This window comes from Actinomycetospora sp. C-140 (assembly GCF_054796175.1).
Genome location: NZ_JBTWNF010000004.1, coordinates 131,034 through 153,133, shown reverse-complemented (window position 1 = coordinate 153,133; position 22,100 = coordinate 131,034). Strand labels below are relative to the sequence as shown.

The 22,100-nt window shown below is 74.5% G+C and carries 17 protein-coding genes; 11 read left to right on the top strand and 6 right to left on the bottom strand.

Annotated elements, in window-relative coordinates:
* Positions 1-12: 12 nt before the first annotated feature.
* Positions 13-951 carry a class I SAM-dependent methyltransferase gene (locus tag ACR9E3_RS08610; protein WP_460379815.1) on the top strand — a complete coding sequence of 313 codons (939 nt, stop codon included), beginning with the start codon at positions 13-15 and terminating at the stop codon, positions 949-951.
* Positions 952-1,037: 86 nt separating this feature from the next.
* Positions 1,038-2,264 carry a DUF4185 domain-containing protein gene (locus ACR9E3_RS08605; RefSeq protein ID WP_460379814.1) on the top strand — a complete coding sequence of 409 codons (1,227 nt, stop codon included), beginning with the start codon at positions 1,038-1,040 and terminating at the stop codon, positions 2,262-2,264.
* A gap of 48 nt (positions 2,265-2,312) precedes the next feature.
* Here the strand turns inward: ACR9E3_RS08605 and ACR9E3_RS08600 are convergent, their stop codons facing one another.
* Positions 2,313-2,789: a hypothetical protein gene (locus ACR9E3_RS08600; RefSeq protein ID WP_460379813.1), complete on the bottom strand. Its 477-nt coding sequence runs from the start codon at positions 2,787-2,789 to the stop codon at positions 2,313-2,315.
* A 150-nt stretch (positions 2,790-2,939) separates the two neighbouring features.
* On the opposite strand from ACR9E3_RS08600, the gene ACR9E3_RS08595 reads away from it, so the two are divergent.
* The gene (locus ACR9E3_RS08595; RefSeq protein ID WP_460379812.1) at positions 2,940-4,016 is read left to right on the top strand and encodes a molybdopterin-dependent oxidoreductase; all 1,077 of its coding nucleotides are present in this window, start codon (positions 2,940-2,942) and stop codon (positions 4,014-4,016) included.
* A 1,313-nt stretch (positions 4,017-5,329) separates the two neighbouring features.
* Here the strand turns inward: ACR9E3_RS08595 and ACR9E3_RS08590 are convergent.
* The gene (locus ACR9E3_RS08590) at positions 5,330-5,917 is read right to left on the bottom strand and encodes a TetR/AcrR family transcriptional regulator (RefSeq protein ID WP_460379811.1); all 588 of its coding nucleotides are present in this window, start codon (positions 5,915-5,917) and stop codon (positions 5,330-5,332) included.
* A 95-nt stretch (positions 5,918-6,012) separates the two neighbouring features.
* Here ACR9E3_RS08590 and ACR9E3_RS08585 point away from each other — a divergent pair, with 95 nt between their 5' ends.
* The 4 genes from ACR9E3_RS08585 to ACR9E3_RS08570 all read left to right on the top strand — a co-directional run bounded on the left by ACR9E3_RS08585 (position 6,013) and on the right by ACR9E3_RS08570 (position 12,045).
* The gene (locus tag ACR9E3_RS08585; RefSeq protein ID WP_460379810.1) at positions 6,013-7,524 is read left to right on the top strand and encodes a CocE/NonD family hydrolase; all 1,512 of its coding nucleotides are present in this window, start codon (positions 6,013-6,015) and stop codon (positions 7,522-7,524) included.
* Between the two features lie 525 nt (positions 7,525-8,049).
* Entirely contained in the window at positions 8,050-10,167 is a 2,118-nt protein-coding gene (locus ACR9E3_RS08580) for a DEAD/DEAH box helicase (protein ID WP_460379809.1), read from the top strand.
* 109 nt (positions 10,168-10,276) lie between these two features.
* Positions 10,277-10,450 (top strand): hypothetical protein, encoded by a 174-nt coding sequence (locus ACR9E3_RS08575; protein WP_460379808.1) that lies wholly within the window; start codon positions 10,277-10,279, stop codon positions 10,448-10,450.
* A gap of 269 nt (positions 10,451-10,719) precedes the next feature.
* A complete protein-coding gene (locus tag ACR9E3_RS08570; protein WP_460379807.1) occupies positions 10,720-12,045 on the top strand; it encodes an MFS transporter in 1,326 nt (441 codons plus the stop codon).
* A 34-nt stretch (positions 12,046-12,079) separates the two neighbouring features.
* Here ACR9E3_RS08570 and ACR9E3_RS08565 read toward each other — a convergent pair whose 3' ends face one another.
* Entirely contained in the window at positions 12,080-13,045 is a 966-nt protein-coding gene (locus tag ACR9E3_RS08565) for an alpha/beta hydrolase (RefSeq protein WP_460379806.1), read from the bottom strand.
* A 129-nt stretch (positions 13,046-13,174) separates the two neighbouring features.
* Between ACR9E3_RS08565 and ACR9E3_RS08560 the strand changes: the two genes are divergently transcribed.
* A complete protein-coding gene (locus ACR9E3_RS08560) occupies positions 13,175-15,943 on the top strand; it encodes an AAA family ATPase (RefSeq protein ID WP_460379805.1) in 2,769 nt (922 codons plus the stop codon).
* Here the strand turns inward: ACR9E3_RS08560 and ACR9E3_RS08555 are convergent.
* Positions 15,891-16,871 carry a DUF5996 family protein gene (locus tag ACR9E3_RS08555; RefSeq protein ID WP_460379804.1) on the bottom strand — a complete coding sequence of 327 codons (981 nt, stop codon included), beginning with the start codon at positions 16,869-16,871 and terminating at the stop codon, positions 15,891-15,893. The two genes, ACR9E3_RS08560 and ACR9E3_RS08555, sit on opposite strands and share 53 nt — an antisense overlap.
* Positions 16,872-17,034: 163 nt before the next feature.
* Between ACR9E3_RS08555 and ACR9E3_RS08550 the strand changes: the two genes are divergently transcribed.
* Together ACR9E3_RS08550 and ACR9E3_RS08545 are read left to right on the top strand one after the other, a co-directional pair.
* A complete protein-coding gene (locus tag ACR9E3_RS08550) occupies positions 17,035-18,006 on the top strand; it encodes an alpha/beta hydrolase (protein WP_460379803.1) in 972 nt (323 codons plus the stop codon).
* 2 nt (positions 18,007-18,008) lie between these two features.
* Positions 18,009-18,722, top strand: coding sequence for an alpha/beta fold hydrolase (locus ACR9E3_RS08545; protein WP_460379802.1), 714 nt, complete (start codon positions 18,009-18,011; stop codon positions 18,720-18,722).
* 33 nt (positions 18,723-18,755) lie between these two features.
* Here the strand turns inward: ACR9E3_RS08545 and ACR9E3_RS08540 are convergent, their stop codons facing one another.
* The gene (locus ACR9E3_RS08540) at positions 18,756-20,366 is read right to left on the bottom strand and encodes an acyl-CoA synthetase (protein WP_460379801.1); all 1,611 of its coding nucleotides are present in this window, start codon (positions 20,364-20,366) and stop codon (positions 18,756-18,758) included.
* 131 nt (positions 20,367-20,497) lie between these two features.
* Between ACR9E3_RS08540 and ACR9E3_RS08535 the strand changes: the two genes are divergently transcribed.
* Complete coding sequence (locus ACR9E3_RS08535; protein WP_460380066.1) at positions 20,498-21,145, top strand: ribonuclease H family protein; 648 nt, start codon at positions 20,498-20,500, stop codon at positions 21,143-21,145.
* A gap of 9 nt (positions 21,146-21,154) precedes the next feature.
* On the opposite strand, the gene ACR9E3_RS08530 is transcribed toward ACR9E3_RS08535, so the two are convergent.
* A complete protein-coding gene (locus tag ACR9E3_RS08530) occupies positions 21,155-22,018 on the bottom strand; it encodes a polysaccharide deacetylase family protein (protein WP_460379800.1) in 864 nt (287 codons plus the stop codon).
* Positions 22,019-22,100 lie beyond the last annotated feature (82 nt).

Here is a 22,100-nt window from a genome sequence, read left to right as displayed (position 1 = left end):
GCCCAGGACTGGATGGAGCTCGCCTACCTGCGCTCGTCCGGCCGGGTCAACGACGAGATGTACGCCTACTTCTTCCTGCGCTTCGGCCAGCCGCGCCACCTCGCGTCGCTGTGCCTGCTGCAGGCGCTCCCCGGTGCCGGCGCGCCGGTCCTCGACCTGGCCTGCGGGTTCGGCCATTCCCTGCACCACCTGGCGGCGCGCGAGCGCCCCGTGACGGCGGTCGGCGTCGACAGGAACTTCTTCCAGCTCTGGGTGGCGCGGCGCTACGTCGCGCCGACCCAGAGCTACGTCTGCACCGACCGCGTCGACGCGCTGCCCTTCGACGACGACGGGTTCTCGGCCTCGACGTGCACCGACGCCTTCCACTACTTCGGCGACCAGCAGCGCGCCCTCGACGAGCTCCGGCGGGTCGCGCGCCACGACACCGTCGTCGTCGACCGCATCGGCAACCGGAACTGCGAGCCCCGCGACGGCGACGCCGAGCGCGACCCCGCCGGCTACGTGGCGCTGCTGCGCGGGGCACCGTGGCGGCTGCTCGACGAGGACGACCTGGTGGACACCGACCGCGCCGGGTTCGGGCCCCAGCTCGCCACGCCGCGCCCGCCCGGCGCCTTCGCCCGGGTCCGGTGGCTGACGCTCGTCTCGAGCACGGACCCGGCGCTGCTGACCGACCACGGACCCACGACGGGGCGCCCCCACGCCCTCGGCCTGCTGCGTCCGAACCCCGCCCACCGTGTCCGCCACGAGGACGGGGACGTCGTGCTGTCCTACGCCTTCCCGTCCACCTGGTACGCGTTCGAGAACGCCACGCTGCTGAGCTACACCTCGCCCGGCGAGCGGTTCGCGCCCGACGTCTACGCCGCCCTCGCGCGCGGCGGACGCACCCCCTGGACCGACGAGCTCGTCGAGCGGTTCGTGCTCCTCGGCCTCCCGGACCGGTATGCGCGATAGCGGCCGCGGGCCCCGCCGGGACGTGTGGCGCGGGGCACCCGGGGCCTGATCGCCGGGGCGGCCGGCGACGCCTACGGTGCCGCGCCGTGGTGGCGAAGGGACGGCGCGCGCTGATGTCCGGCGCGGCGGCTGTCGCGGTGGGCGCCGCGGTCCTCGCGGGGTGCTCCGGACCGACGGTCGCCGCGCCGCCGGCCCCACCACTCCCCCCGTCGCCGGGTGGGCCGTGGGCACCGGTGGTCGACCCCGCCTCGACCACGCCGGTCGTGACGCTCATGGGTCGCGGTATCGCCGCCGACACCGCCCGGCGGTTCGGGGCGCAGGGCGCGGACCTGGGTCACGTGTTCCTGCACCGCGGGCGCCTGGCGATGCTGTTCGGCGACACCTACGGCGACCCGCCGGCCGACCCGTTCTTCTCCGTGCCGCACCCGGACCGCCGCGGCAGCACGCTGGGGTGGCTCGACTCCCCCGCCGCCCCGTCCGCCACCCGGCGGCTGGCCGACATGGTCACCGACCGTCCCGACCACGCCAAGGAGCTCCTGTACTCGAAGCACGTCGTCGGTGACGAGGAGACCGTCATCCCCACGGCCGGGATCTCCACCGGCTCGCGGATGTGGCTGCACTACATGTCGGTGCGGCAGTTCGAGGAAGCCGGTCACTGGACGACCAACGACTCGGGGATGGCGCACTCCGACGACGACGGGCAGACCTGGGTCCGCGACCCCGGCGCGGTGTGGTCGGGCTCGAGCCGGTTCGCCCAGGTCGCCTACGCGCAACCCGCGGACAGCGACACGGTCCTCGTCTACGGCATCCCGGCCGGCCGCTCCGGGCCGGCCTCGCTGGCCCGGGTGCCCGCGGACCGCCTGGGCGACCGCTCCGCGTACCGCTACCGCAGCGCCCACGGCTGGTCGGCGGACGAACGGGACGCCGTCGACGTCGTGCCGGGTCCGGTCGGGGAGCTCTCGGTCGGCTACAACAGCTACCACGGACGCTGGCTGATGATGTACCTCGTCGACCCGACGCACGAGATCGTGCTGCGCAGCGCGCTGTCGCCCAAGGGACCGTGGAGCCCGCCGCAGGTCGTCGCCACCACCCGGGACTTCCCCGAGGCCTACGCCCCCGCGATCACGCCGGTGTGGAACGACGGCCCGGACGTCGTCTACACGCTCTCCCGGTACCAGGACTACGGGGTCGACCTCATGCGCACGCGGCTCGCGCTGCAGCCCGCCGGCCTGCCGACCTGCTCGCCGCCCCCGACCGCGTGGCCGGCGCCGTGGTGGCTGCACCGCTGGTGGCCCGCCTGCCCCCGGCGGTGACGGACCGGCCGTGACGGATCAGGCGGTGACGGATCAGGCGGTGACGGATCAGGCGGTGACGGATCCGGCGTGGACGCCACGCTGCCCGACCGCGCCCCGCAGCCCGACACAGCCGACGCACCCGATGCAGTCGACGCAGTCCACGCACCCGACGCACGCCACGCACCGGGTGCAGTCGACGCAGGCCAGCGTCGCCACGCACCGGCGCAGGCCGACCCCGACCACCGTGAGCACGCTCGCGACGATCCCGGCGCTGCCGGCTGTCCCGGCGCTGCCCGCGACCGCGACGCTGCCGGCCGTGGCGACGCTCCCGGCGACCGCGACGCTGCCCGCCGTCGCCGCGCTCCCCGCCACCGCGATGCTGCCGGCCGTCCCCGCGCTCCGGATCACGCCGATGCTGTTGACGGTCGCCACGCTGCCCGCGACGCCCACGCTCCCGGTGGTGTCCACGCTGCCCGCGACGGCGACGCTGCCGTCGGTCCCGACGCTGGCGGCCGCGGCGCGGGAACCCTCCGGCTCGGTCATGGACCGCACAGTGCCCGAGGCGCACCCGGTCGTCCAGGTAGGTCCGTGCCCGGCGAGGACCGACGGCGCCGTCACGGGCGTTCCTGCGCGACCGACGGGCGCCGCATACTGCTCGAGGAGACCTGGCGCCGACTCCGAGGAGGCACCGTCGTGACCGCCGAGCCGCGCCAGGACCCGACCGGCCTCCCGCGGATGGCGCCGGCCGCGACGACGAAGTGGCAGCCCCCGCCCGCGCGGCTGGCCGCGCCGACCACCCCCGTCGACGCGCTCTACGTCATCGGGCACTTCGGCATCGCCCACGTCTCCGCCGAGGGCTGGCGGCTCCGCGTGGACGGTCGGGTGGACCGGCCGCTGGAGCTCGGCGTCGACGACCTGCGGGCGCTGCCGAGCCGCACCGTGCACGCCGTGCTGGAGTGCTTCGGCAACCCGCTGCGGCCCGACGAGCCGACCCGCCGGGCCGGGAACGTGGTGTGGCGCGGCGCGCCGGTCGCCGCCGTGCTCGACCTCGCCGGCGCGTCCGACGGGTCCGTCCTGGTCGCGCAGGGGCACGACCGCGGGATCTTCGACGACACGCCCTGCACCGAGTACCTCAAGGATCTCCCGCTGGACGTCGTCCGGGAGCGCGGGATCCTCGCCTACGAGATGAACGGCGAGCCGCTGACCGCGGAGCACGGCCACCCGGTGCGGCTGTTCGTGCCGGGCTACTTCGGGACCAACAACGTGAAGTGGCTGCGGTCGCTCACGGTGTCCGACCGCCGCCCGGAGCACCTGTTCACCACCACGCTCTACCAGCGCCCGCGACCGGGCACGGCGGATCTCGAGCCCGTCCGCGATCTCGACGTCAACAGCCTCGTCACCGGGGTCCGCCGCGACGGCTCCGTCCTGCGCGTGACCGGGTGGGCGTGGGGGTCGACGCCGGTGGTCGGCGTGGAGGTCGGGGTCGCAGCGGCGCCCGACGACGTCGACGGGTGGATCGCGGCGGAGCTGTCCCCGCCCGTCGGCGGCCCCTTCGGGTGGCGGCGCTTCGTCGCGGAACTCCCGACGGGGCCGGCGGCGGGCGTCGTCGTGGTGCGTGCCCGGGACGAGGCCGGTCGGCGTCAGCCGCTGCGGGGTGCCCGCAACGAGGTGGTGACCGCGCCCGTGCCGCCGGCGTCGTCCGGGACGTCGGCGTCGGCGGACGCGGGGGACGCGGCGGACGCGGCGGACGCCGAGGACGCCGGCGCCTGAGGGCTGGCCGTCGCGCCGGTGGTGTCGACCGCACCGGAGCGCTCGAAGGTCAGGATCGACCCCACGGGGTCGGCGTCGACGGCGGCCGGTGTCTCCCCGGAGTCGTCGGTCGACCCCGCCGACGCCGGGGCCGCCGCGGGCTCCGACTCCTCCGTCGGGCCGGACCCGCCGCTGACTCCCCCGTCCGCGGCCCCCGCGACCTCGGGCGCCTCCGCCACCGCGGGCGTCTCCGCCACCGCGGGCGTCCCGGCCACCGGCGCGGAGCGCTCCGCGACACCGTCCGACGGCGAGCTCGCGGGCGCCACCGCCGCGGCCGGCGTGGCGGTCGGCGTGGCGGTCGGTGCCTCCGTCGTGCTCACCGGACCCGCCGTGCCGGTCGTGTCCGCCGCGCGCACCGTCGGGGCCTCCACCGCGTCCGCCGGTCGTGCCACGGCCCGACGGCCGACGCCGACCGTCGCCGCGGCCAGCTCGACCCGGGCGGCCTGCACCGGAGCACCCGGCGTCGCCGGACCCGCGCGCGGGTCCTCGGGCGGGGCCGCGCCGCCGTCGGCGAGCCGCAGCACCGCCGCCTCCATCGGGTCCCCGAGCGCACCGCGTCCGGCGTCGATGGCCCGGAGCATCTGCTGCGCCGACCAGAGCTGACCGCGGGCGCCGTCCAGCGCGGACTCGGAGTCCGGGTGCGCGCTGACGTCGGCCATCGCGTCGCGCAGCGCCGTGCGGTGCCCGGCCAGCGCCGCCTGCCGCGCGAGCAGGGCCACGACCGCGCCCGGCGACGGTCCGAGCCGCTGCGCGGCCGGCGACGCCTCCCACCGCTTCCGGACCGTGTCGACGCGGCCGAGCTCGTGGTCGACGGCGCTCAGGACGGGGGTCGCCTCCCGGGTCCACGCCGCGCTCCGGGCCGTCACGGTGGCCGCCTGGTCCGATTCGCCGTCCGGACCGGACGAGGGATCCGGGACCGATCGCGTCTGCGTGATCACGGCGCCGCCGGCCACGACGCAGACCGCGAGCGCCCCGACCGCGGCGACGCGCCGGGAACGCCGGCGTCCGGTCCGGCCCCGGGAGGCCCGGTCGACGCTCTCGGGCAGGTAGCCGCGCCAGCCCGGCATCACGTGCCGGCCTTCGTGAACCGTCATCCCGTCGACCTCCCCCCACCCGCACGGTGGGGGCCACCTTCCCGTCGACCGCTCTCTCGGGAAAGGCCCGGCGACGAATGTCGCCACTATTTTCCTGATATCACAGATCCATTACGACAATGGCGGGAAGGGGGTGCGGGCAAACGGTTGTGAATCTGGTGTGGACGTCCCGGTGGATCGTCAGCCCGCCTGGCCGATCCCCGCCAGCAGGGCGTCGACGAGACGCGCCGGCAGTCCGGGCTCGATCGGCTCGCGGGTGAGCAGCACCCGGAAGTGCACGGGGCTCACGAGCATCTCGATGGCCAGGCGGGGGTCGACGGTGTCCGGGAGCTCGCCCCGGCCGACGGCGCGCGTGATCATCTGTTGGGACCCCGCCGAACGCGCGGCCCAGTAGCGATCACGAGCCTCCCGCATGGCGGGGTCGTCGCCGGCGGCCGAGAGCGTGTGCTCCAGCGCGTGGCCCGTGGGCGAGGCCAGGAACGCGGCGAGGTCGCCCACGTAGGCGATCAGGTCGTCCCGCACGCGGCCGGTGTCGGGGACGCGCAGCTGCTCGGTCGCGTCCAGCAGCGCGTCGATCAGCAGGTTCTCCCGGTTGCCCCAGCGCCGGTAGATCGACGTCTCGTGCACCCCGGCCCGCTCCGCGACCTCGGACACCTTGAGGCCCTCGAGCCCGTGGGAGCGCAGCAGCTCGAGCGCGGCGTCGAGGACCGCCGCGCGGACGCGTGCCGACCGTCCGCCGGGACGTCGCCGTACCTCCGTCTCGCTCATCGCCCTCGACCCTAACGCAAGCTCACTTGCTTTTCGGCTTCGCTACGTCGCACACTGCTGTCGCCAGTCGACTGGACTTTGAGAGGGAGCACCCGATGCAGATCGATCGCGACGTCGCGGTCCCCACCCGCGACGGCTCCACCATCGCCGTCGACGTCTTCCGCCCCGACGGCGACGAACCCGCACCGGTCATCGCGTCGATCAGCCCCTACGGCAAGGACGTGCACTGGCCGGAGCGCTATCCGCTCTACGAGGTGGTGCCCCAGAACGAGCACATGGTCTGGGAGACGCCGGACCCCGCGTGGTGGACGGCGCGCGGCTACGCCCTGCTGCGCGCCGACACCCGCGGCACCGGGGCGTCGCCCGGCCGGCTGGACCTCTACGGGCCGCAGGACGCCGAGGACTTCCACGACGTCGTCGAGTGGGCCGCCGAGCAGCCGTGGAGCACCGGCAAGATCGCCTCCAGCGGCATCTCCTGGCTCGCGATGATGGGCTGGCGGGTGGCGGCGCTCCAGCCGCCCCACCTCGCCGCGGTGATCGCGTGGGAGGGCTCCACCGATTTCTACCGCGAGTGCGCCTACCAGGGCGGGCTCTACACGCACGGGTTCATGGAGTTCTGGTGGGCACGCCAGATCGAGCCGCAGCGCACCGGCCCGGAGGGTGACGACTGGCGTGAGGTGCTGCCGCAGCACCCGCTGCTCGACGACTACCACCGCGCGCGCACCACCGACCTCGACCGCGTCACCGTGCCCGTGCTCTCCGCCGCGAACTGGGGCGCCCTGCACCTGCACCTGCGCGGCAACATCGAGGGCTGGCGGCGGGCGGCGTCCCGCGACAAGTGGCTCGTCGTGCACACCGGGACCCACATCGACCCCTACTACGCGGACTGGGCGCTGGAGCTGCAGCTCCGCTTCCTCGACCGCTACCTCAAGGACCAGCCCGGCCGCATGGACGGCGTCGCGCCGGTGCAGATGGCCGTGCGCCACGGGCGTGACGTGGTGTGGCGCGAGGCCACGGACTTCCCGCTGCCCGGCACCGCGTGGCGCGAGCTCCACCTGGGCGAGAAGGACCTCGACTGGACCGCGCCGGACGCCGCCGCCGAGGTCGGCTACCCCGCCACCTTCGACACGGCACCGGTCGAGGAGCCCCTCGAGCTGACCGGTCCGGTCGCCCTGCGGCTCTGGGTCTCGGCCGACCGGGACGACCTCGACGTCCTCGCCCGCGTGCAGCACCTCGACGTCGACGGGAACCCGATCCCGGGCGTCGGGCCGCAGGGGGGACCGGTGCCGATGGCGATGGGCTGGCTCCGCGCCTCGCACCGGGAGACCGACCCGGAACGCTCCGAGCCGTTCCGCCCGTGGCACCCGCACGACCGCGAGGTCCCGCTGTCCCCGGGCGAACCCACGCTGCTCGAGGTGGAGATCTGGCCGACCAGCATCACGCTCGCCCCGGGCGAGCGGCTCCGCCTCGAGCTGGTGGCCGACGACGGCGACCTCGGGATGATGGCCCACGACCACCCGACCCTCCGCCGGCCCGCGACCGGGGCCACGATCCACGTCGGCGGGGAGCACGCCTCGCACCTGCTGGTGCCCGTCGTCCCCGCGTAGTCGCCCCGCTCAGTCGTCCTCCGTGCGGCGGCGCTCGCCGCTCCGCAGCGCGAACAGCACACCGGCGGCGCCGCCGAGGGCGACCAGGACGATCACGACCCACCAGATGAGATCCACGGGCGACATCCTGGCCCGTTCCGACCCTCCGTGGTGCCGTTCGTCCGGATCCTTCCCCGGAGCGAGGGGCGCCTTCGCTGCGTCCGACGCAGCGGGGGCGCCCCTCGCTCCGTCTCGTGCTCACTCGGGCGGCGCGCCACGTCCCCACGCCGGGCGCGTCGCGTCGCCCGTTCCCCGCCGACGCGTATGATGGAATCTGAACCCGGATCGCCGTGTTCCCGTCGAGGAGCACGTCGGGTGCGCCGCGCACCGCGTCATCCCCCGTCGATGGCGCCGTCCCAGCGGAGACCGCTCGGAGCGTGGCCCGCGATCTCGCCGAGATCGCACCGCAGGCGAGGTCGATCGACACGTTCCCGCCGCGCCGGACACACCGGCCGCGCGGCGGAGGGCACCCCGGAAAGGAAGTCCATGGCTCGACGAGGCAGGCCCCAGAACAGGGACCGCCACGGCAGCAATCCCAAGGGCGGGCGCAACCGCCGGCGCGAGGACGTCATGTCCGTGCTCTCGCAGGCCGTGCGGGAGCTGCGCACCGCCCTGGAGCGCGGACGGGTGAGCCCGTCGACGCGCACGAAGTTCCAGGCCGTCGCGCTGATGCTGCGCGACGAGCGCGCCCGCGTCCGCGCCCGCACCGACCTGGGTGACAACCGTCGGGGCGAGCGTCTGGAGCGCCTCGACGAGCTCGCGACGTCGCTCGCGAAGATCGCCGTCCGCGATCAGGCGCTGCTCGCGCTGCTCGGCGAGGACGCCGTCGTCTCCGACCAGGCCCGCTCCCTCGAGCGCGAGATGCTGCGCCGGGCGGGCATCGAGACCGTGCCCGACGAGGAGCCGCCCGACGAGGAGCCGACCACCGCCCCGGCCAAGCCCGGCGTCGTGCCGCAGTCGGTCGTCTCCCGCCAGATGGCCAACCCGTTCCTCGCCCCCGACTTCTCGGCCGCGCGCCCGAGCGCCGCGCGCCCCACGCCGCTGAGCGGCTGGGAGCTGCTCGACCCGCTGCTGCGCTCCTTCGAGCGCGCCGGCGACGGCGCCTCGGCCTGCATGGACCTGCCCGCCCCCGGGTCGCGCCAGGCCCCCGGCGGACGCGAGCTCATGCCGCACCAGGCCCGCGTCGTCGCGGCCGTCGCCGAGGGGCACCGCACGCTCCTGCTCGCCGACGAGCCGGGGCTGGGCAAGACCGCCCAGGCGCTGCTGGCCGCCGAGGCGGCGAAGGCGTACCCGCTGCTCGTCGTCGTGCCGAACGTCGTCAAGACGAACTGGGTCCGCGAGGCCGGCCTGTGGTCGCCGCGGCGCGAGGCCACCGCGATCCAGGGCAACGGCGACTCGGTCAACGGGTTCGCCGACATCGTCGTGGTCAACTACGAGGTGCTCGACCGGCACGCGGGGTGGCTCGGCGACTTCGGGTTCCGCGGGATGGTCGTCGACGAGGCGCACTTCATCAAGAACAAGAGCTCGCAGCGCTCGCAGCACGTCCTGTCGCTGGCCGAGCGCATCCGCTCGTTCGCGAAGACGCCGCTGCTCATGGCGCTCACTGGCACCCCGCTGATCAACGACATCGAGGACTTCCTCGCGATCTGGGAGTTCCTCGGCTGGATCGACGAGAAGAAGCCGCTCCCCGACCTCATGGACGCCCTGTCGGACACGGGCCTGACACCGGCCGACCGGGGCTTCGCCACGGCCGCCCGCCAGGCCGTCATCGACCGCGGCATCGTGCGGCGCCGCAAGGTCGACGTCGCCGCCGACATCCCCGAGCGCCGCGTCGCCGACCTGCCCGTCGAGCTGGACGGCCCGACCGGACGCTCCATCCGGGCGGCCGAGCGCGACCTCGCCCGCCGGATGGTGAGCCGCTACGAGGACGCCGTGGCCGCCCGCGGCACGGGTCCCGTCGAGGGGATCGACCACGAGCTCGTCGCCAAGGTCGCGACGTGGGAGCAGAAGGACGCGGCCGGCTCGTCGAGCGGCGACAACGTCTTCAGCATGATGCGCCGCATCGGGCAGGCGAAGGCTTCCCTCGCCGCCGACTACGCCGCCCAGCTCGCCCGCAGCGCGGGCAAGGTGGTGTTCTTCGCCAAGCACGTCGACGTCATGGACGCCGCCGAGGAGACGTTCGCCCAGCAGGGCGTGCGGTTCTCGTCGATCCGCGGCGACCAGACGCCGGGGGTGCGGCAGCGCAACATCGACGCGTTCGTGGAGGACCCCGACGTCGCGATCGCGGTCTGCTCGCTGACCGCGGCCGGCGTCGGCATCAACCTCCAGGTCGCCTCGAACATCGTGCTGGCGGAGCTGCCGTGGACCGCCGCGGAACAGACGCAGGCGATCGACCGCAGCCACCGCATCGGGCAGTCGGAGCCGGTCACCGCGTGGCGCATGATCGCCGCCCAGACGATCGACGCGCGGATCGCGACGCTGATCGACGACAAGGCGGGCCTGGCCGCGGTGGCCCTCGACGGGTCCGACCAGGAGATCGGGTCGTCGGCCGACATGCAGCACGCCGCGCTCGTCGCGCTGCTGACGGACGCTTTGTCCGCCTGAGAGCCCCGTGGGTTGCGCCACACGAACGAGGAGTACGTTCCGCGCACAACAGTCCACCGAATGGTCGAGTGCGAGGCAGGGCCCGGCCGCGATCCGCGAGGAGCCCCCCGTGCCCGAGCCCACGCGCCCGATCTACGCAGACGACATCGAGACGCCGCCGGTCGGCGTCCCGAGCCTGTCGGCCTGGCTGCGCACCCAGAACGTCATCGACCTCGCGGACGTCGCGCGGGACGCGCGCCTGACCCGCGGTTCCTTCGGTCGACACCTGCGCGACCACACGTAGACCCCACGCACCGCGCCTTCGTGCGTTTGGTGTACAAATAGCGCGCCTCGCGTCCGCCCCTCGGTCGCGAAGGCTGGCAGTTCACTCCTCGTGCTGCTGCAGGACGACCCTTCTCCGGGGTCGAGACAGGACGACCCCGCGACCCGGGGGCTCTGGGCCGCGGGGTCGTCGCTCGTCCGCCACCTCTGGCGTCCTGCGTACTTCGCTCCGTATGGTCTCCGTCACATCGAGTGTCCGATGTCCGCCTCGCGGGGGGCCGGAGGTTCCAGATGGATGGTGCGCCCAGCACACGCCCAGCACCGACCGCGAAGGAGACCCGCCGGGTCGCCGCCGCGACGCTGATCGGCACGTCGATCGAGTGGTTCGACTTCTTCGTCTACGGCGCCGCCGCCGCGCTCGTGTTCGGGAAGCTGTTCTTCCCCTCCTCCAACCCGCTGACCGGCACGCTGCTCGCACTGGCGACCTTCGGCGTCGGGTTCGTCGCCCGCCCGTTCGGCGGCGTGATCTTCGCGCACTTCGGTGACCGGATCGGCCGCAAGTCGATGCTGGTGCTCTCGGTCGTGATGATGGGCGGCGGCACGTTCCTCGTCGGGCTGCTGCCGACGTACCAGACGATCGGGATCCTCGCGCCGATCCTGCTCGTGCTGCTGCGGATCGTGCAGGGCATCGGTCTCGGCGGCGAGTGGGGCGCCGCCGCGACCATGGCGGTCGAGTACGCGCCACCGCAGCGTCGCGGCTTCTTCGGGAGCTTCCCGCAGACCGGTGTGCCGGCCGGGATGCTCGTCGCGAACCTCTCGCTGCTCGTGATCTCCGCGGTCGTCTCGAACGAGGCGTTCCTCGCCTGGGGCTGGCGGATACCGTTCCTGGCCTCGATCGTGCTCGTCGTCGTCGGCATCGTGATCCGCCTGCGGGTGGCCGAGTCGCCGGTCTTCGAGCAGGCGCGGAACGCCGGGAAGATCGAGCGGCAGCCCGTGCTCGCGGTGCTGCGCCGCCAGCCGCTGAACGTCCTGCGCGCCGCGGGCCTGCGGTTCGCCGAGAACAGCACCTTCTACATCCACACCACGTTCGTCCTGACCTACGGCACGGTCGTCCTCGGGATGGCGCGCGGCGACCTCCTGCTCGCGGTGATCGTGTCGTCGGCGATCGGGCTCGCGAGCATCCCGCTCTACGGCTGGGCCGCCGACCGCTTCGGGCGCCGGCCGGTGGTGCTCTGGGGCTCGCTGGTGCTGCTGGCCATGAGCTGGCCGTACTTCTGGGCCCTGGACACGCGATCGGTGCCGTGGATCGTGCTGGCCACCGTGATCGCCGTGAACGTGGGCAACTCGGCGGTCTACGCGCCGCAGCCCGCGTGGTTCTCCGAGCTGTTCGAGCCGGAGGTCCGCTACAGCGGCGCGTCGATCGGCGCGCAGGGGGCGAGCGTGTTCGCCGGCGGGCTGGCCCCCGTCATCGCCACCGCACTGCTCGACGCGATCGGCGGCTGGGGCTGGATCGCGGCCTACATGTCGGCGATGGTGCTGATCACGATCGTCACCGCGCTGTTCTCGCCGGACCCGTACAAGGCCACGACGCGCGAGCCCGAGGCCGTCGCCGCGTGAGTCGGTCCTTCGTCGGGCGTGAGTCGGTGGTGGCTCAGTCGTGGACGGCGAGGGCCGCACGCAGGAAGGCGCCGCCCTCGGCGACCGCCGCACGGGTGGCCGGGATGCCCTCCAGCGGGCGCAGCGACGCGAAGTCGTGGACCGTGCCCGCATAGCGCGACGCGGAGGCCGCGACGCCGGCGGCACGCAGACGGTCCGCGTACCGCTCCCCCTCGTCGCGCAGCACGTCCGCCTCGGCGGTGATCACGAGTGACGGCGGCATCGAGGCCAGGTCGGTCGTGGTGGCGCGGGCGGGGACGGCCGAGGGGGCGGCGCGATCCGTCGGGTCCGGGACGTACTGGCTCCAGTACCAGAGCGCCTCCCGACGGGTGAGCAGATAGTCGTCGCCCAGCTCGCGGTGGGACGCCGCGTCGCACCTGTCGTCGACGAACGGGTAGTAGAGCAGCTGGGCACGCAGGCGCGGGCCCCCGCGACGCGCGGTCACGACGGCGAGGGCCGTGGCGATCGTCGCGCCCGCGCAGTCGCCCGCGACGGCGACCCGCCGCCCGTCGACGCCCAGCTCCTCGGCGTGCTCCACCACCCACGCGAGGAGCGCGGACGTCTCCTCCACCGCGACCGGGTAGCGCGCCTCGGGGGTGCGGGTGTACTCGGGGACGACGAGAGCGGCACCGGAGGCGGCCGCGAGGTCCCGGATCAACCGCGCGTGGGTGTGGGCATCACCGAGCATCCACCGCCCGCCGTGCAGGTAGACGACGACCGGGGGAGCCGCCGGCCCGGCCGGGGCGCGGACCGTCCAGAAGCCGACCAGCCCCGACGGACCCACCGGCGCGACGGCGAAGCGGGCCGCGTCGTCCATCGCGTAACCCTGGGACTCCGACAGGGCGAGCCGACCGTCGTCCGGGCCCAGGTCGTGCAGGTGCGGCGGACCGGCCGAGGAGCGCACGAGCCGCGCCACGACCGGGTCGAGCTCCGGCCTCCGACCGGCCTCCTCGGATCCCATTCGTCCCGTCCCCTCTCCGCGATCAGCGTAGGGCGCCCGTGTGACGCGCTTCCATGGTCGGACGGTGTCGCGGAACACCTCGGCTGGGCGACACTGGAGGCCGAACCGAGCGGCGCCGGAGGAGGACCCGTGGACCTCGTCGGGCGAGAGGACGAGACCCGGGCGGTGCACGAGGTCGTCGACGGCGCGTCGTCCGGGCCCCGCACGCTGCTGCTGCTCGGCGAGGCGGGGTCGGGGAAGACCACCCTCCTGCACGCCGCCGCGGTGCGAGCGGGGACGCGGGACATGACCGTCGTGGCGGGCGCGGGGTGCGCCGCCGAGGCCGAGCAGTCGTTCGCGGTGCTGGACCAGCTCCTCGCGCCGCTGCTCCCGCAGCTCTCCGTCCTGCCCGCGAGCACGGCCCGCGCGGTGCGGGCCGCCGTCGGGCTCGTCGCGGACCAGCAGCCGGTGGATGCCGCCGCGGTACGGACCGGGGTGCTGCGGCTCCTCGGGGCGGTGGCGACGCAGCGGCCGCTCCTGCTGGTCGTCGACGACGTCCAGCTCGTGGACCGGGACACCTGCGAGGTCCTCACCTTCGTGCTCCGACGGCTCACCACCGAACGGATCGCGGTGGTGATCGCCGCCCGGTCGACGGTGCGACCCGCCGGGATCGAGGCCGGCGTCCCGGCGATCTCGCTGGGGCCCCTGCCCGACGTCGACGCCGCGCGCCTGCTCGACAGCCTCCCGGACGCACCGACCGGACGCGCCCGGCTCGACGTCCTGGCCGAGGCGGGCGGCAATCCGCTGGCCCTGGTCGAGCTCGCGAGCGTCGTCGCCCGTGAGGGCGGGCTGGCGCGGGCGGGTCTCGCAGCCCCCGCCCGGCTCCAGGACATGTTCTCCGACCGGCTGGCGCGTCTCCCCGAAGCCACCCGCCGTCTGCTCGTCTACGCCGCGGCGGCGGCACAGGAGGACCTCGCCACGACGGTGGCCGCCGCCGGGACGGGCGAGGACCTGTCCGGGTGGGCACCCGCCGAGGAAGCGGGGCTGGTGGTGGTCGGCCGCGACTCGGTGGCCTTCCGGCATCCGCTCGTCCGGGCCGCCACGTACGAGGGCGCACCGGCCGGCCTGCGATCGCGCGCCCACCGCGACCTCGCCGCCGCCCTCGTCCACGACCCCGCCCGGCGCGCCTGGCACCTGGCCGAGGCCACCATCGCGCCGGACGAGGCCGTGGCCGCGGCGCTGGAGGAGACCGCGACGCTCGCCCGGCAGCGTGGCGGGGTCCACGCCACCGCTCGTGCGCTCCAGCGAGCGGCCGAGCGGACGCCCGACACCCACGAACGGGCACGCCGCTACACCCTGGCCCTCGCGGCCGCCGACGACTACGGCGATCCGGCGTGGATCCGTGAGCTCCACCAGGAGCTCCTGCGGCTCACCGACGACCCCGACCTGCTCGGGGCCGCAGCAGCCGCCGCCGGGCACGGTCTGAGCCTGTCGGGGCTCCAACGGGAGGCGTTCTCGCTCCTCGAGGACTCCCTCACGCGACGGCGGCCGCGGCAGGCGAGCACCACGGTCACGCTCACCGGCGTGCTCTCCGCCGTCCACGTCCAGTCCGGGCTCCCCGAGCACGGCCGCCGCGTCGCCGCCCTGCTCGCCCGCGCGCCGACCGCCCCTGCGGTCGAGGCCTCCGGTCTCCTCCCCCCGGCCGCGCACCCGGCGATGATGGAGAGCATCCGCGCACAGCTCCATCCCGACCCGGACGCGCACCGGATCCTCGACGACCCCGGGGCCGCGGTCCACCGACCGCTCGACGGTCCCGCGGACGTGGCCCGGCTGCTGTGCCTCGGCAGCACCGCGTGGTTCGCCGACGCGCCGGACCTCGCCCTCGACGCCTTCCGTCGGGCGCGCTCCGCGCTGGGCGCGGAAGGCGCTCTCGGGATGGTGGTGATGTGCCTGCCGGCCATGGCCTCGGCGATGATCGACACCGGTCGGTGGGGTGACGCCACGACGCTGCTCGACGAGATCGGCGAGCTGGCGGTGGTGCACCACCACCGGTACGCCGAAGCGGACGTCGCCGCGTTGCGCACCGAGCTCGCCGCCCGCCGCGGCCTGCCCGGCGCCGAGGTCGATCCCGCCGCGTGGACGGCCGTCGACCTGGACGAGAACCGCGCCACCCATGCGCGTCTGCTGCGTGCCGCCGGGCTGGCCGCGGCCGCCGCGGGCGACCGCGACGCCGCCTTCCGTCACCTGCAGTCGCTCTTCGCCCCGCGGGACGAGCCCCGCCACTTCTTCCTGTCCGCCCGGTCGATCGCCGACCTCGCCGACGCGGCCCGCGCCGTGGGAGCCCAGGACGTCGCCGCGCCGATCGTCGCCGCGGTGCGCGCCCGGGTCGGCGAACGCCCGACCACGCGGCTGCGGCTGTTGCTCCACCGCGCCGAGGCCCTGCTCGCTGACGAGGACACGCCGGACACCGCCGTCGAACGCAGCCATCGCCTCGCGGTCATCGATCCGGCCGGCGAGCAGTGGCCCCTCGAGCGGGCGCTCGCGAGGTTGCAGTACGCCCAGTGGCTGCGGCGGCGCCGTCGTCCGCTCGAGGCCAGGCCGCTGCTGGGTGCGGCGCACGACACCTTCGTCCGACTCGGCGCCGCCGGCCTGGCCGGTCTGGCCCGGGGGGAGCTGCGGGCCAGCGGCGGCGCCGATCGCGCGTCGTCGCCACCGACCGATCCGCTGGCCGCCCTCACCTCGCAGCAACGGGAGATCGTCATCCTGGCGGCCCGCGGCCTGCGGAACCGGGAGATCGCCGAGCAGCTCTACCTCTCGCCCCGCACGGTCGGCTCGCACCTGCACAACGCCTACCCCAAGCTCGGGGTCAGCGGACGGCACCAGCTGCGGGAGTTCCTGGGCGAGCTGCCCGAGACCTAGCGAGCACCGGATCGGTGACACCGCCGGCACACGCGAGGTCGGACGCCGGCCAGCCCGCGCGCACGGCCCCGGCGTCGTAGGCGGTCTCGTAGAAGTCGAGCACCGTGGCGCGTGGGTCGGCGGTGGCCCGGGCGTCCGCGTACGTCAGCACGGCCAGATGGGCGCCGCCTTTCTCGAGCCACCTCGCGGACGGCGGAGAGAGCGCGGCGGACGCGAGACCGTCGGGTTCCGGGGCGGTGTAGGAGTAGAACGCCGGCTCGGGGAAGGTCGGGTCGCCGAACCAGAACCCGGAGCTGATCACCTCGCGCGAGTAGGCCTCGCGGGTGACCGGATCGGTCTCCGGTCCGTGGCCGATCACCCGGTCGGAGAACCGGGTCAGCGCGATGTCGAAGGTGTGCCAGAAGTGGTGCACCGGGCTGGTCTTGCCGCTGTAGCGACCGGCGAACTGCTCGAGGAGCAGGTTGACCTGCCCGAGGATCCGCCAGTAGCGCGTGACCGCCCCGGGGTCGTACGTGGCGTGCTCGGTGTCGGCGGCGAACGGGCGCTCGTGATCGGGGAGGTCGAACGGCCGGGGATCGGCGATCACCACGGGCAGGTCCAGCGCCGCCAGCCCGGCGGTGAGGTCGGTCGAGAACGACGCCACGGACCGGTCACGCAGGGAGAACGACCAGCGTCCGCCGTCGGCGGTCGTCAGGTCGAGCCGATGGTCGACGAGGTCGAGGTCGAGGCAGAAGATCCGTGCACCGTCGACCGTCATCGGCCGCGTGGTGAGTCCCCGCCCCGACAGGTGCAGCGGGACGTTCCACCAGTGGTTGCGGCGCGGGCTGGCCGCGAGCCGGACCTTCCCGACGATCTGAGCGAAGCGGTGCAGCGTCTCGCGGGTCGGGAGCCACTCCTCGTACGGGAGCGTGGGGAAGAGCTCGGTCATGCGTCCAGCCTCGGTCGTCGGACGTCCCGGGCGCATCGGTCGGTCGACGGATCCCGGATCAAGTGACACAGAGCGCGAAGACCGGTCGATCGACCGATACCGAACGGGGGACACACGCCCGCACGCTGGTCGCGTTCCGTCACCCCCGCGCGAGAGGGACCCGATGCCCGATCGACCGACGCCTGTGCTCGAGCAGGCAGCCCAGGACTTCGCCGACGCCACCGCGAAGCCGCCCTTCCTCTACGACCTCGGACCCGTCGAGGGCCGCAAGGCCGTCGACGACGTCCAGAACGGCGCGGGCGTCGAACGCCCCGACGCCGAGATCACCGACCTCACCGTCCCCGGCGGCCCGACCGGCGAGGTCTCGATCCGCATCGTCAAGCCGGCCGGGTCCACCGGCACGCTGCCCGCCCTGCTCTACACGCACGGGGCCGGCTGGGTGTTCGGCAACGCCCACACCCACGACCGCCTGGTCCGCGAGCTCGCCGTCCGCGCGGGCGCCGCCGTCGTCTTCACGAACTACGACCTCTCCCCCGAGGCGCGCTACCCCACGGCGATCGAGCAGGTCTACACCGTCCTGCAGTGGATCGCGGCGAACGGCACCGAGCAGGGCATCGACGGCACCCGCATCGCGGTGGCGGGCGACTCGGTCGGCGGGAACATGACCGCGGCGATCACCCTGATGGCCAAGCAGCGCGGCGGCCCGTCGATCGCGGCACAGCTGCTGTACTACCCGGTCACCGACGCGGGCTTCGACACGGCGTCCTACGAGCAGTTCGCGACCGGCTACTTCCTGTCCCGCGAGGGCATGCACTGGTTCTGGGACCAGTACACGACCGACCCCGCGCAGCGCGCCGAGATCACCGCGTCCCCCCTGCGCGCCACCCTCGACGACCTCGCCGGCCTGCCGCCGGCCCTGGTGATCGTCGCCGAGGCCGACGTCCTCCGTGACGAGGGCGAGGCCTACGCGGCCAAGCTGCGGGCCGCCGGCGTCCCGACCACCGCCGTGCGCTTCGGCGGGATCATCCACGACTTCGTGATGGTCGACGCCATGCGCGACACCCACGCCGCCCGCGGAGCCGTCCGCATGGGCGGCGAGTTCCTGTCCGACGCGCTGAGCACCCAGGAGAACTGACCATGGCCACCCCGACCGTCGTCCTCGTCCACGGCGCCTTCGCCGACGCCTCCAGCTTCCGCACCCTGATCCCCGAGCTGCTCGCCGACGGCATCCCCGTCGTCGCCCCGGCCAACCCCAACCGCTCGCTCTCCGGCGACGCCGCCTACATCGCGTCGGTGGTCCGCCAGATCGAGGGCGACGTGATCCTCGTCGGGCACTCCTACGGCGGTGCCGTGATCACCGTGGCCGGGGTCGAGGACAACGTCCGCGCCCTGGTCTACCTCGCCGGCTACGCGCTGCAGGAGGGCGAGAGCCTCGGCGAGCTCCAGGGCGGCTTCCCCGACTCCCCGCTCGCGACCGCGCTCGTGCAGGGCAACTACCCCCTGCCCGACGGCACGACCGGTGTCGAGCTCTCGGTCGACCCCGCCAAGGTCCACGACGTCTTCGCCCAGGATCTCGACACGGAGACCACCAAGGTCATGGCGGTCTCGCAGCGTCCGCTCGCGGCCGTCGCGTTCGGCGAGCCCGCCTCGGCCGCCGCGTGGAAGACGAAGCCGTCCTGGGGGATCGTGTCCACATCGGACCACTCGATCAACCCCGACGTCGAGCGGTTCGGCTACCAGCGGGCCGGCGCAACGACCGTCGAGATCGACTCCTCGCACGTGGTGATGCTGTCGCACCCCAAGGAGTCCGCCGACGTCATCCGTGAGGCGATCCGGGCGACCGAGCGCTGATCGCGCCGTGGTCGGGCGCTCCGGCGGGGATCGTCAGTCCTCCCGGAGCGCCCGGCGCAGGATCTTGCCCGTGGTGGTGCGGGGCAGCTCGTCGAGGAAGGCGATCGCGGCCGGGACCTCGTGGGCGGCCAGCCGCGCCCGGACGTGGGCGCGCAGCTCGTCGGCGAGGTCGTCGGACGCGGTGACGCCGGGGCGCAGGACGACGAACGCCTTGGGCACCTGTCCCCGCCGTTCGTCCGGGACGCCGATCACCGCCGCCATCGCGACCGCGTCGTGCCCGCCGAGGCTCTGCTCGATCTCGCCGGGGCCGATCCGGTAGCCGGCGGAGTTGATGACGTCGTCCTTGCGGGACTCGAACCAGACGTAGCCGTCGACGTCCTGGCGGGCGAGGTCGCCGGTGAGCAGCCAGTTCCCGTGGAACTTCTCCGCGGTCGCCTCGGGGTTGCGCCAGTACTCGAGCATCGTGGACGGCGTCCGGCGGTCGAGCGCGAGCTCCCCGACGGTGTCCAGCACCGGCTCGCCGTCCTCGCCGAGCACGACCGCTGTGAACCCGGGCAGGCCCTTGCCGAGCGATCCGGGCCGGATCGGGTAGACCGACGAGCAGTTGCCGATGCACGCGTTGAGCTCGGTCTGTCCGTAGCCCTCGTTCACCGTGGCGCCGAAGAACTCCTCGCTCCACTTCAGCAGGTCCGCGCCCAGCGCCTCGCCGCCGGAACCGATCGATCGGAACGCGAACCCGCCGCCCTCCATCCCCGCCGCGCGGATCATCCGCAGCGCGGTGGCGGGCAGCAGCGTCAGCGTCACCCCGTACTCGCGCATCAGCCACACCGCGCGCTCGGCGGTGAACGCCGGCTGGCGGTCGACCACCACCGGCAGGCCGTGGAACCAGGCCGGCACGAGGATGTCCATGATCCCGGCGATCCAGGCCCAGTCCGCCGGCGACCACAGCACGTCGCCGGCCTGCGGGTAGAACTCGTAGATCGCCTCGAACGCCGGCAGATGGCCGAACACGATCCGGTGGGCGTGCAGCGCGCCCTTCGGGTCGCCGGTGGTGCCCGAGGTGTAGATCAGGAACGCCGGGTCCTCGGCCGCCGTGTCCACCGGCGTGAACTCCGGCGACGCCGCCGCCAGCGCGTCGTCCCAGGACTCCGGGCCCACCCCATCGATCACGAGCAGCGGGACCTGCGCGCCGCCGTCGTCGAGCGCCTCGCGCACCCGCTCCGCGTTGGCCGCGGCCGTCACCACGGCCTTCGCGCCGGCGTTGCGCAGCCGGTAGCGCAAAGCGTCCGGCCCGAACAGCGACGACAGGGGCAGCGCGATCGCGCCCATCCGGAACATCGCCACGAAGCCGACGCCGGTCTCGAACGACGCCGGGCTCACCAGCCCGACCACGTCGCCGCGCCCGATCCCGAGCGCGGTGAGCGCGTTCGCCAGCCGGTTCGACGCCGTGGTCAGCTCGCCGAAGGTGTGGTCGCGGGAGGTGCGGTCCACCTCGACGACGGTGATCGCCCGGGCCTCCGGGTCCTGGCGGTCGGCGCACGCCACCCCGAGGTTGAACCGCTCCGGGATCGCCAGGGTCGCGAAGTCGACCTGGCGCCAGAGCTCCTCGTAGCTCGCGGCCGGACGCAGCAGCGGACGCTCCACGGCGCCTCCCGGGGCTCCTCGACGGTGAGGGAGCCCCCACGGTAGGGGCGCACCAGCGGGTGGGGACAGGGTCCAGGTGTGCGACGGCGCGACGACCGCCGACGACCGCCGATTAGCCTGGCCCGGTGCCGATGACCGCGAAGTACGCCACCACCTGCGGGGTCTGCGCCGCGGCCGTCTCGCCGGGCGAGAGCATCGCGCGCGCCGGGGAGCGCTGGGCGCACGCGGCGTGCGCCGACACCGCCGGCGGCTCGTCGGCGAAGCGCCCGTCGACGGCGGGGACGACGGCGGCGACGAAGGCGGCGACGAAGCCCGCGAAGGCCCCGCGGCCCGACATGCCGGCCGCCGAGGGCGCCCTCGAGGTGTGGACCGACGGCGCGTGCTCGGGCAACCCCGGTCCCGGCGGCTGGGCGTGGGCCACCCGTGACGGCCGGCAGGACAGCGGCGGCGAGCCCGGCACGACGAACCAGCGCATGGAGATCCGCGCGGCGCTCGAGGCGGTGCGGGCCCTGGACGGCCCGCTCGTCGTCGTCAGCGACTCGACCTACGTCGTGAACTGCTTCCGCGACGGGTGGTGGAGGGGCTGGCTCGCGCGCGGGTGGGTCACCAGCGCCAAGAAGCCGGTGGTGAGCCGCGACCTGTGGGAACCGCTGATCACGATGGTCAACGACCGCGGCGACGTCTCCTTCCGCTGGACCAAGGGCCACTCGGGCGACGAGATGAACGACCTGGTCGACCGGCTCGCGGTCGAGCAGTCGAAGGCGGTCGCCGCCTCCTGACGTCCTGGCTCAGGTCGGGAGGACGAACGTGTAGCCCTCGTCGCGGAGGTCGGCGATCACGTCGGCGAGGGCGGACTCCGTCTGCTCGCGCGGCCCGCCGCCGTCGTGCATCAGGACGACCGCCCCCGGATGCGCGCCCGCCGTCACGCGTCGCTCGATGGCCAGGGTGCCGGGCCGGGTCCAGTCGAGCGGGTCGACCGACCAGCCGAGGGGGCGCATCCCGGCCCGCGCGACGGCGTCGCGCAGGGCGGGCGTCCAGCGGCCCTCCGGCGCGCGGAACCAGTCGACGGTCGCGCCGGGTCCCGCGGCGGCGAGCAGGGTGTCGCGGCTGTGGGCGAGCAGGGCGTCCATCTCCGGCGCGGGCCGGGTGGCGACGGTCGGGTCGTGGGTGAGCGTGTGGTCGCACAGGCGGTGGCCCTCGGCGACCACGCGCCGGACGAGGTCCGGGTGCGCGCTCGCCTGCTGGCCGATCATGCAGAAGACCGCAGGGACCCGTTCGCGGTCGAGGACGTCCAGGACGGCCGGGGTGCTCTCGGGCCACGGGCCGTCGTCGAACGTGAGCGCCACGGTCCGGGAGCCCGGCGGGGCGCTCTCGACCGTCGACAGGAGCCCCGGGCCGACGTGCGGGCGCGCGTCGCCGAACCGGTGCCGCCGGTCGGGCGGCGGACCGGCGTCCTCGGTCGCACCCGGGAGGAGGGCGCTCCAGGACGCCCACGTCGGCGCGGCGAGGACGAGGGGTGGGCGGGGGTCGACGAGGACGGCGGTCGAGGTGCCCACGAACAGGGCGCCCGCCACCGCGAGGCCGGCCCACCGGTACACGTACGGCGGACGGATGACCTGCCGGAGGATCACCCGCCGTCGCTCGGCCAGCACGTCACCCCCGCACCGTCCGTCACTCGTGTCGCCGTCGTCACACGGTAGAGCGCGCCGGCCACCCACGGTCGGCGACGCGCCG

Excerpts from the sequence above, each read along its gene's own strand:
- ACR9E3_RS08610 (WP_460379815.1), top strand. The coding sequence starts at position 13 with ATGGAGCTCGCCTACCTGCGCTCGTCCGGCCGGGTCAACGACGAGATG.
- ACR9E3_RS08600 (WP_460379813.1), bottom strand. The coding sequence starts at position 2,789 with ATGACCGAGCCGGAGGGTTCCCGCGCCGCGGCCGCCAGCGTCGGGACC.
- ACR9E3_RS08590 (WP_460379811.1), bottom strand. The coding sequence starts at position 5,917 with ATGAGCGAGACGGAGGTACGGCGACGTCCCGGCGGACGGTCGGCACGC.
- ACR9E3_RS08585 (WP_460379810.1), top strand. The coding sequence starts at position 6,013 with ATGCAGATCGATCGCGACGTCGCGGTCCCCACCCGCGACGGCTCCACC.
- ACR9E3_RS08580 (WP_460379809.1), top strand. The coding sequence starts at position 8,050 with ATGGCTCGACGAGGCAGGCCCCAGAACAGGGACCGCCACGGCAGCAAT.
- ACR9E3_RS08570 (WP_460379807.1), top strand. The coding sequence starts at position 10,720 with ATGGATGGTGCGCCCAGCACACGCCCAGCACCGACCGCGAAGGAGACC.
- ACR9E3_RS08565 (WP_460379806.1), bottom strand. The coding sequence starts at position 13,045 with ATGGGATCCGAGGAGGCCGGTCGGAGGCCGGAGCTCGACCCGGTCGTG.
- ACR9E3_RS08555 (WP_460379804.1), bottom strand. The coding sequence starts at position 16,871 with ATGACCGAGCTCTTCCCCACGCTCCCGTACGAGGAGTGGCTCCCGACC.
- ACR9E3_RS08550 (WP_460379803.1), top strand. The coding sequence starts at position 17,035 with ATGCCCGATCGACCGACGCCTGTGCTCGAGCAGGCAGCCCAGGACTTC.
- ACR9E3_RS08545 (WP_460379802.1), top strand. The coding sequence starts at position 18,009 with ATGGCCACCCCGACCGTCGTCCTCGTCCACGGCGCCTTCGCCGACGCC.
- ACR9E3_RS08535 (WP_460380066.1), top strand. The coding sequence starts at position 20,498 with ATGACCGCGAAGTACGCCACCACCTGCGGGGTCTGCGCCGCGGCCGTC.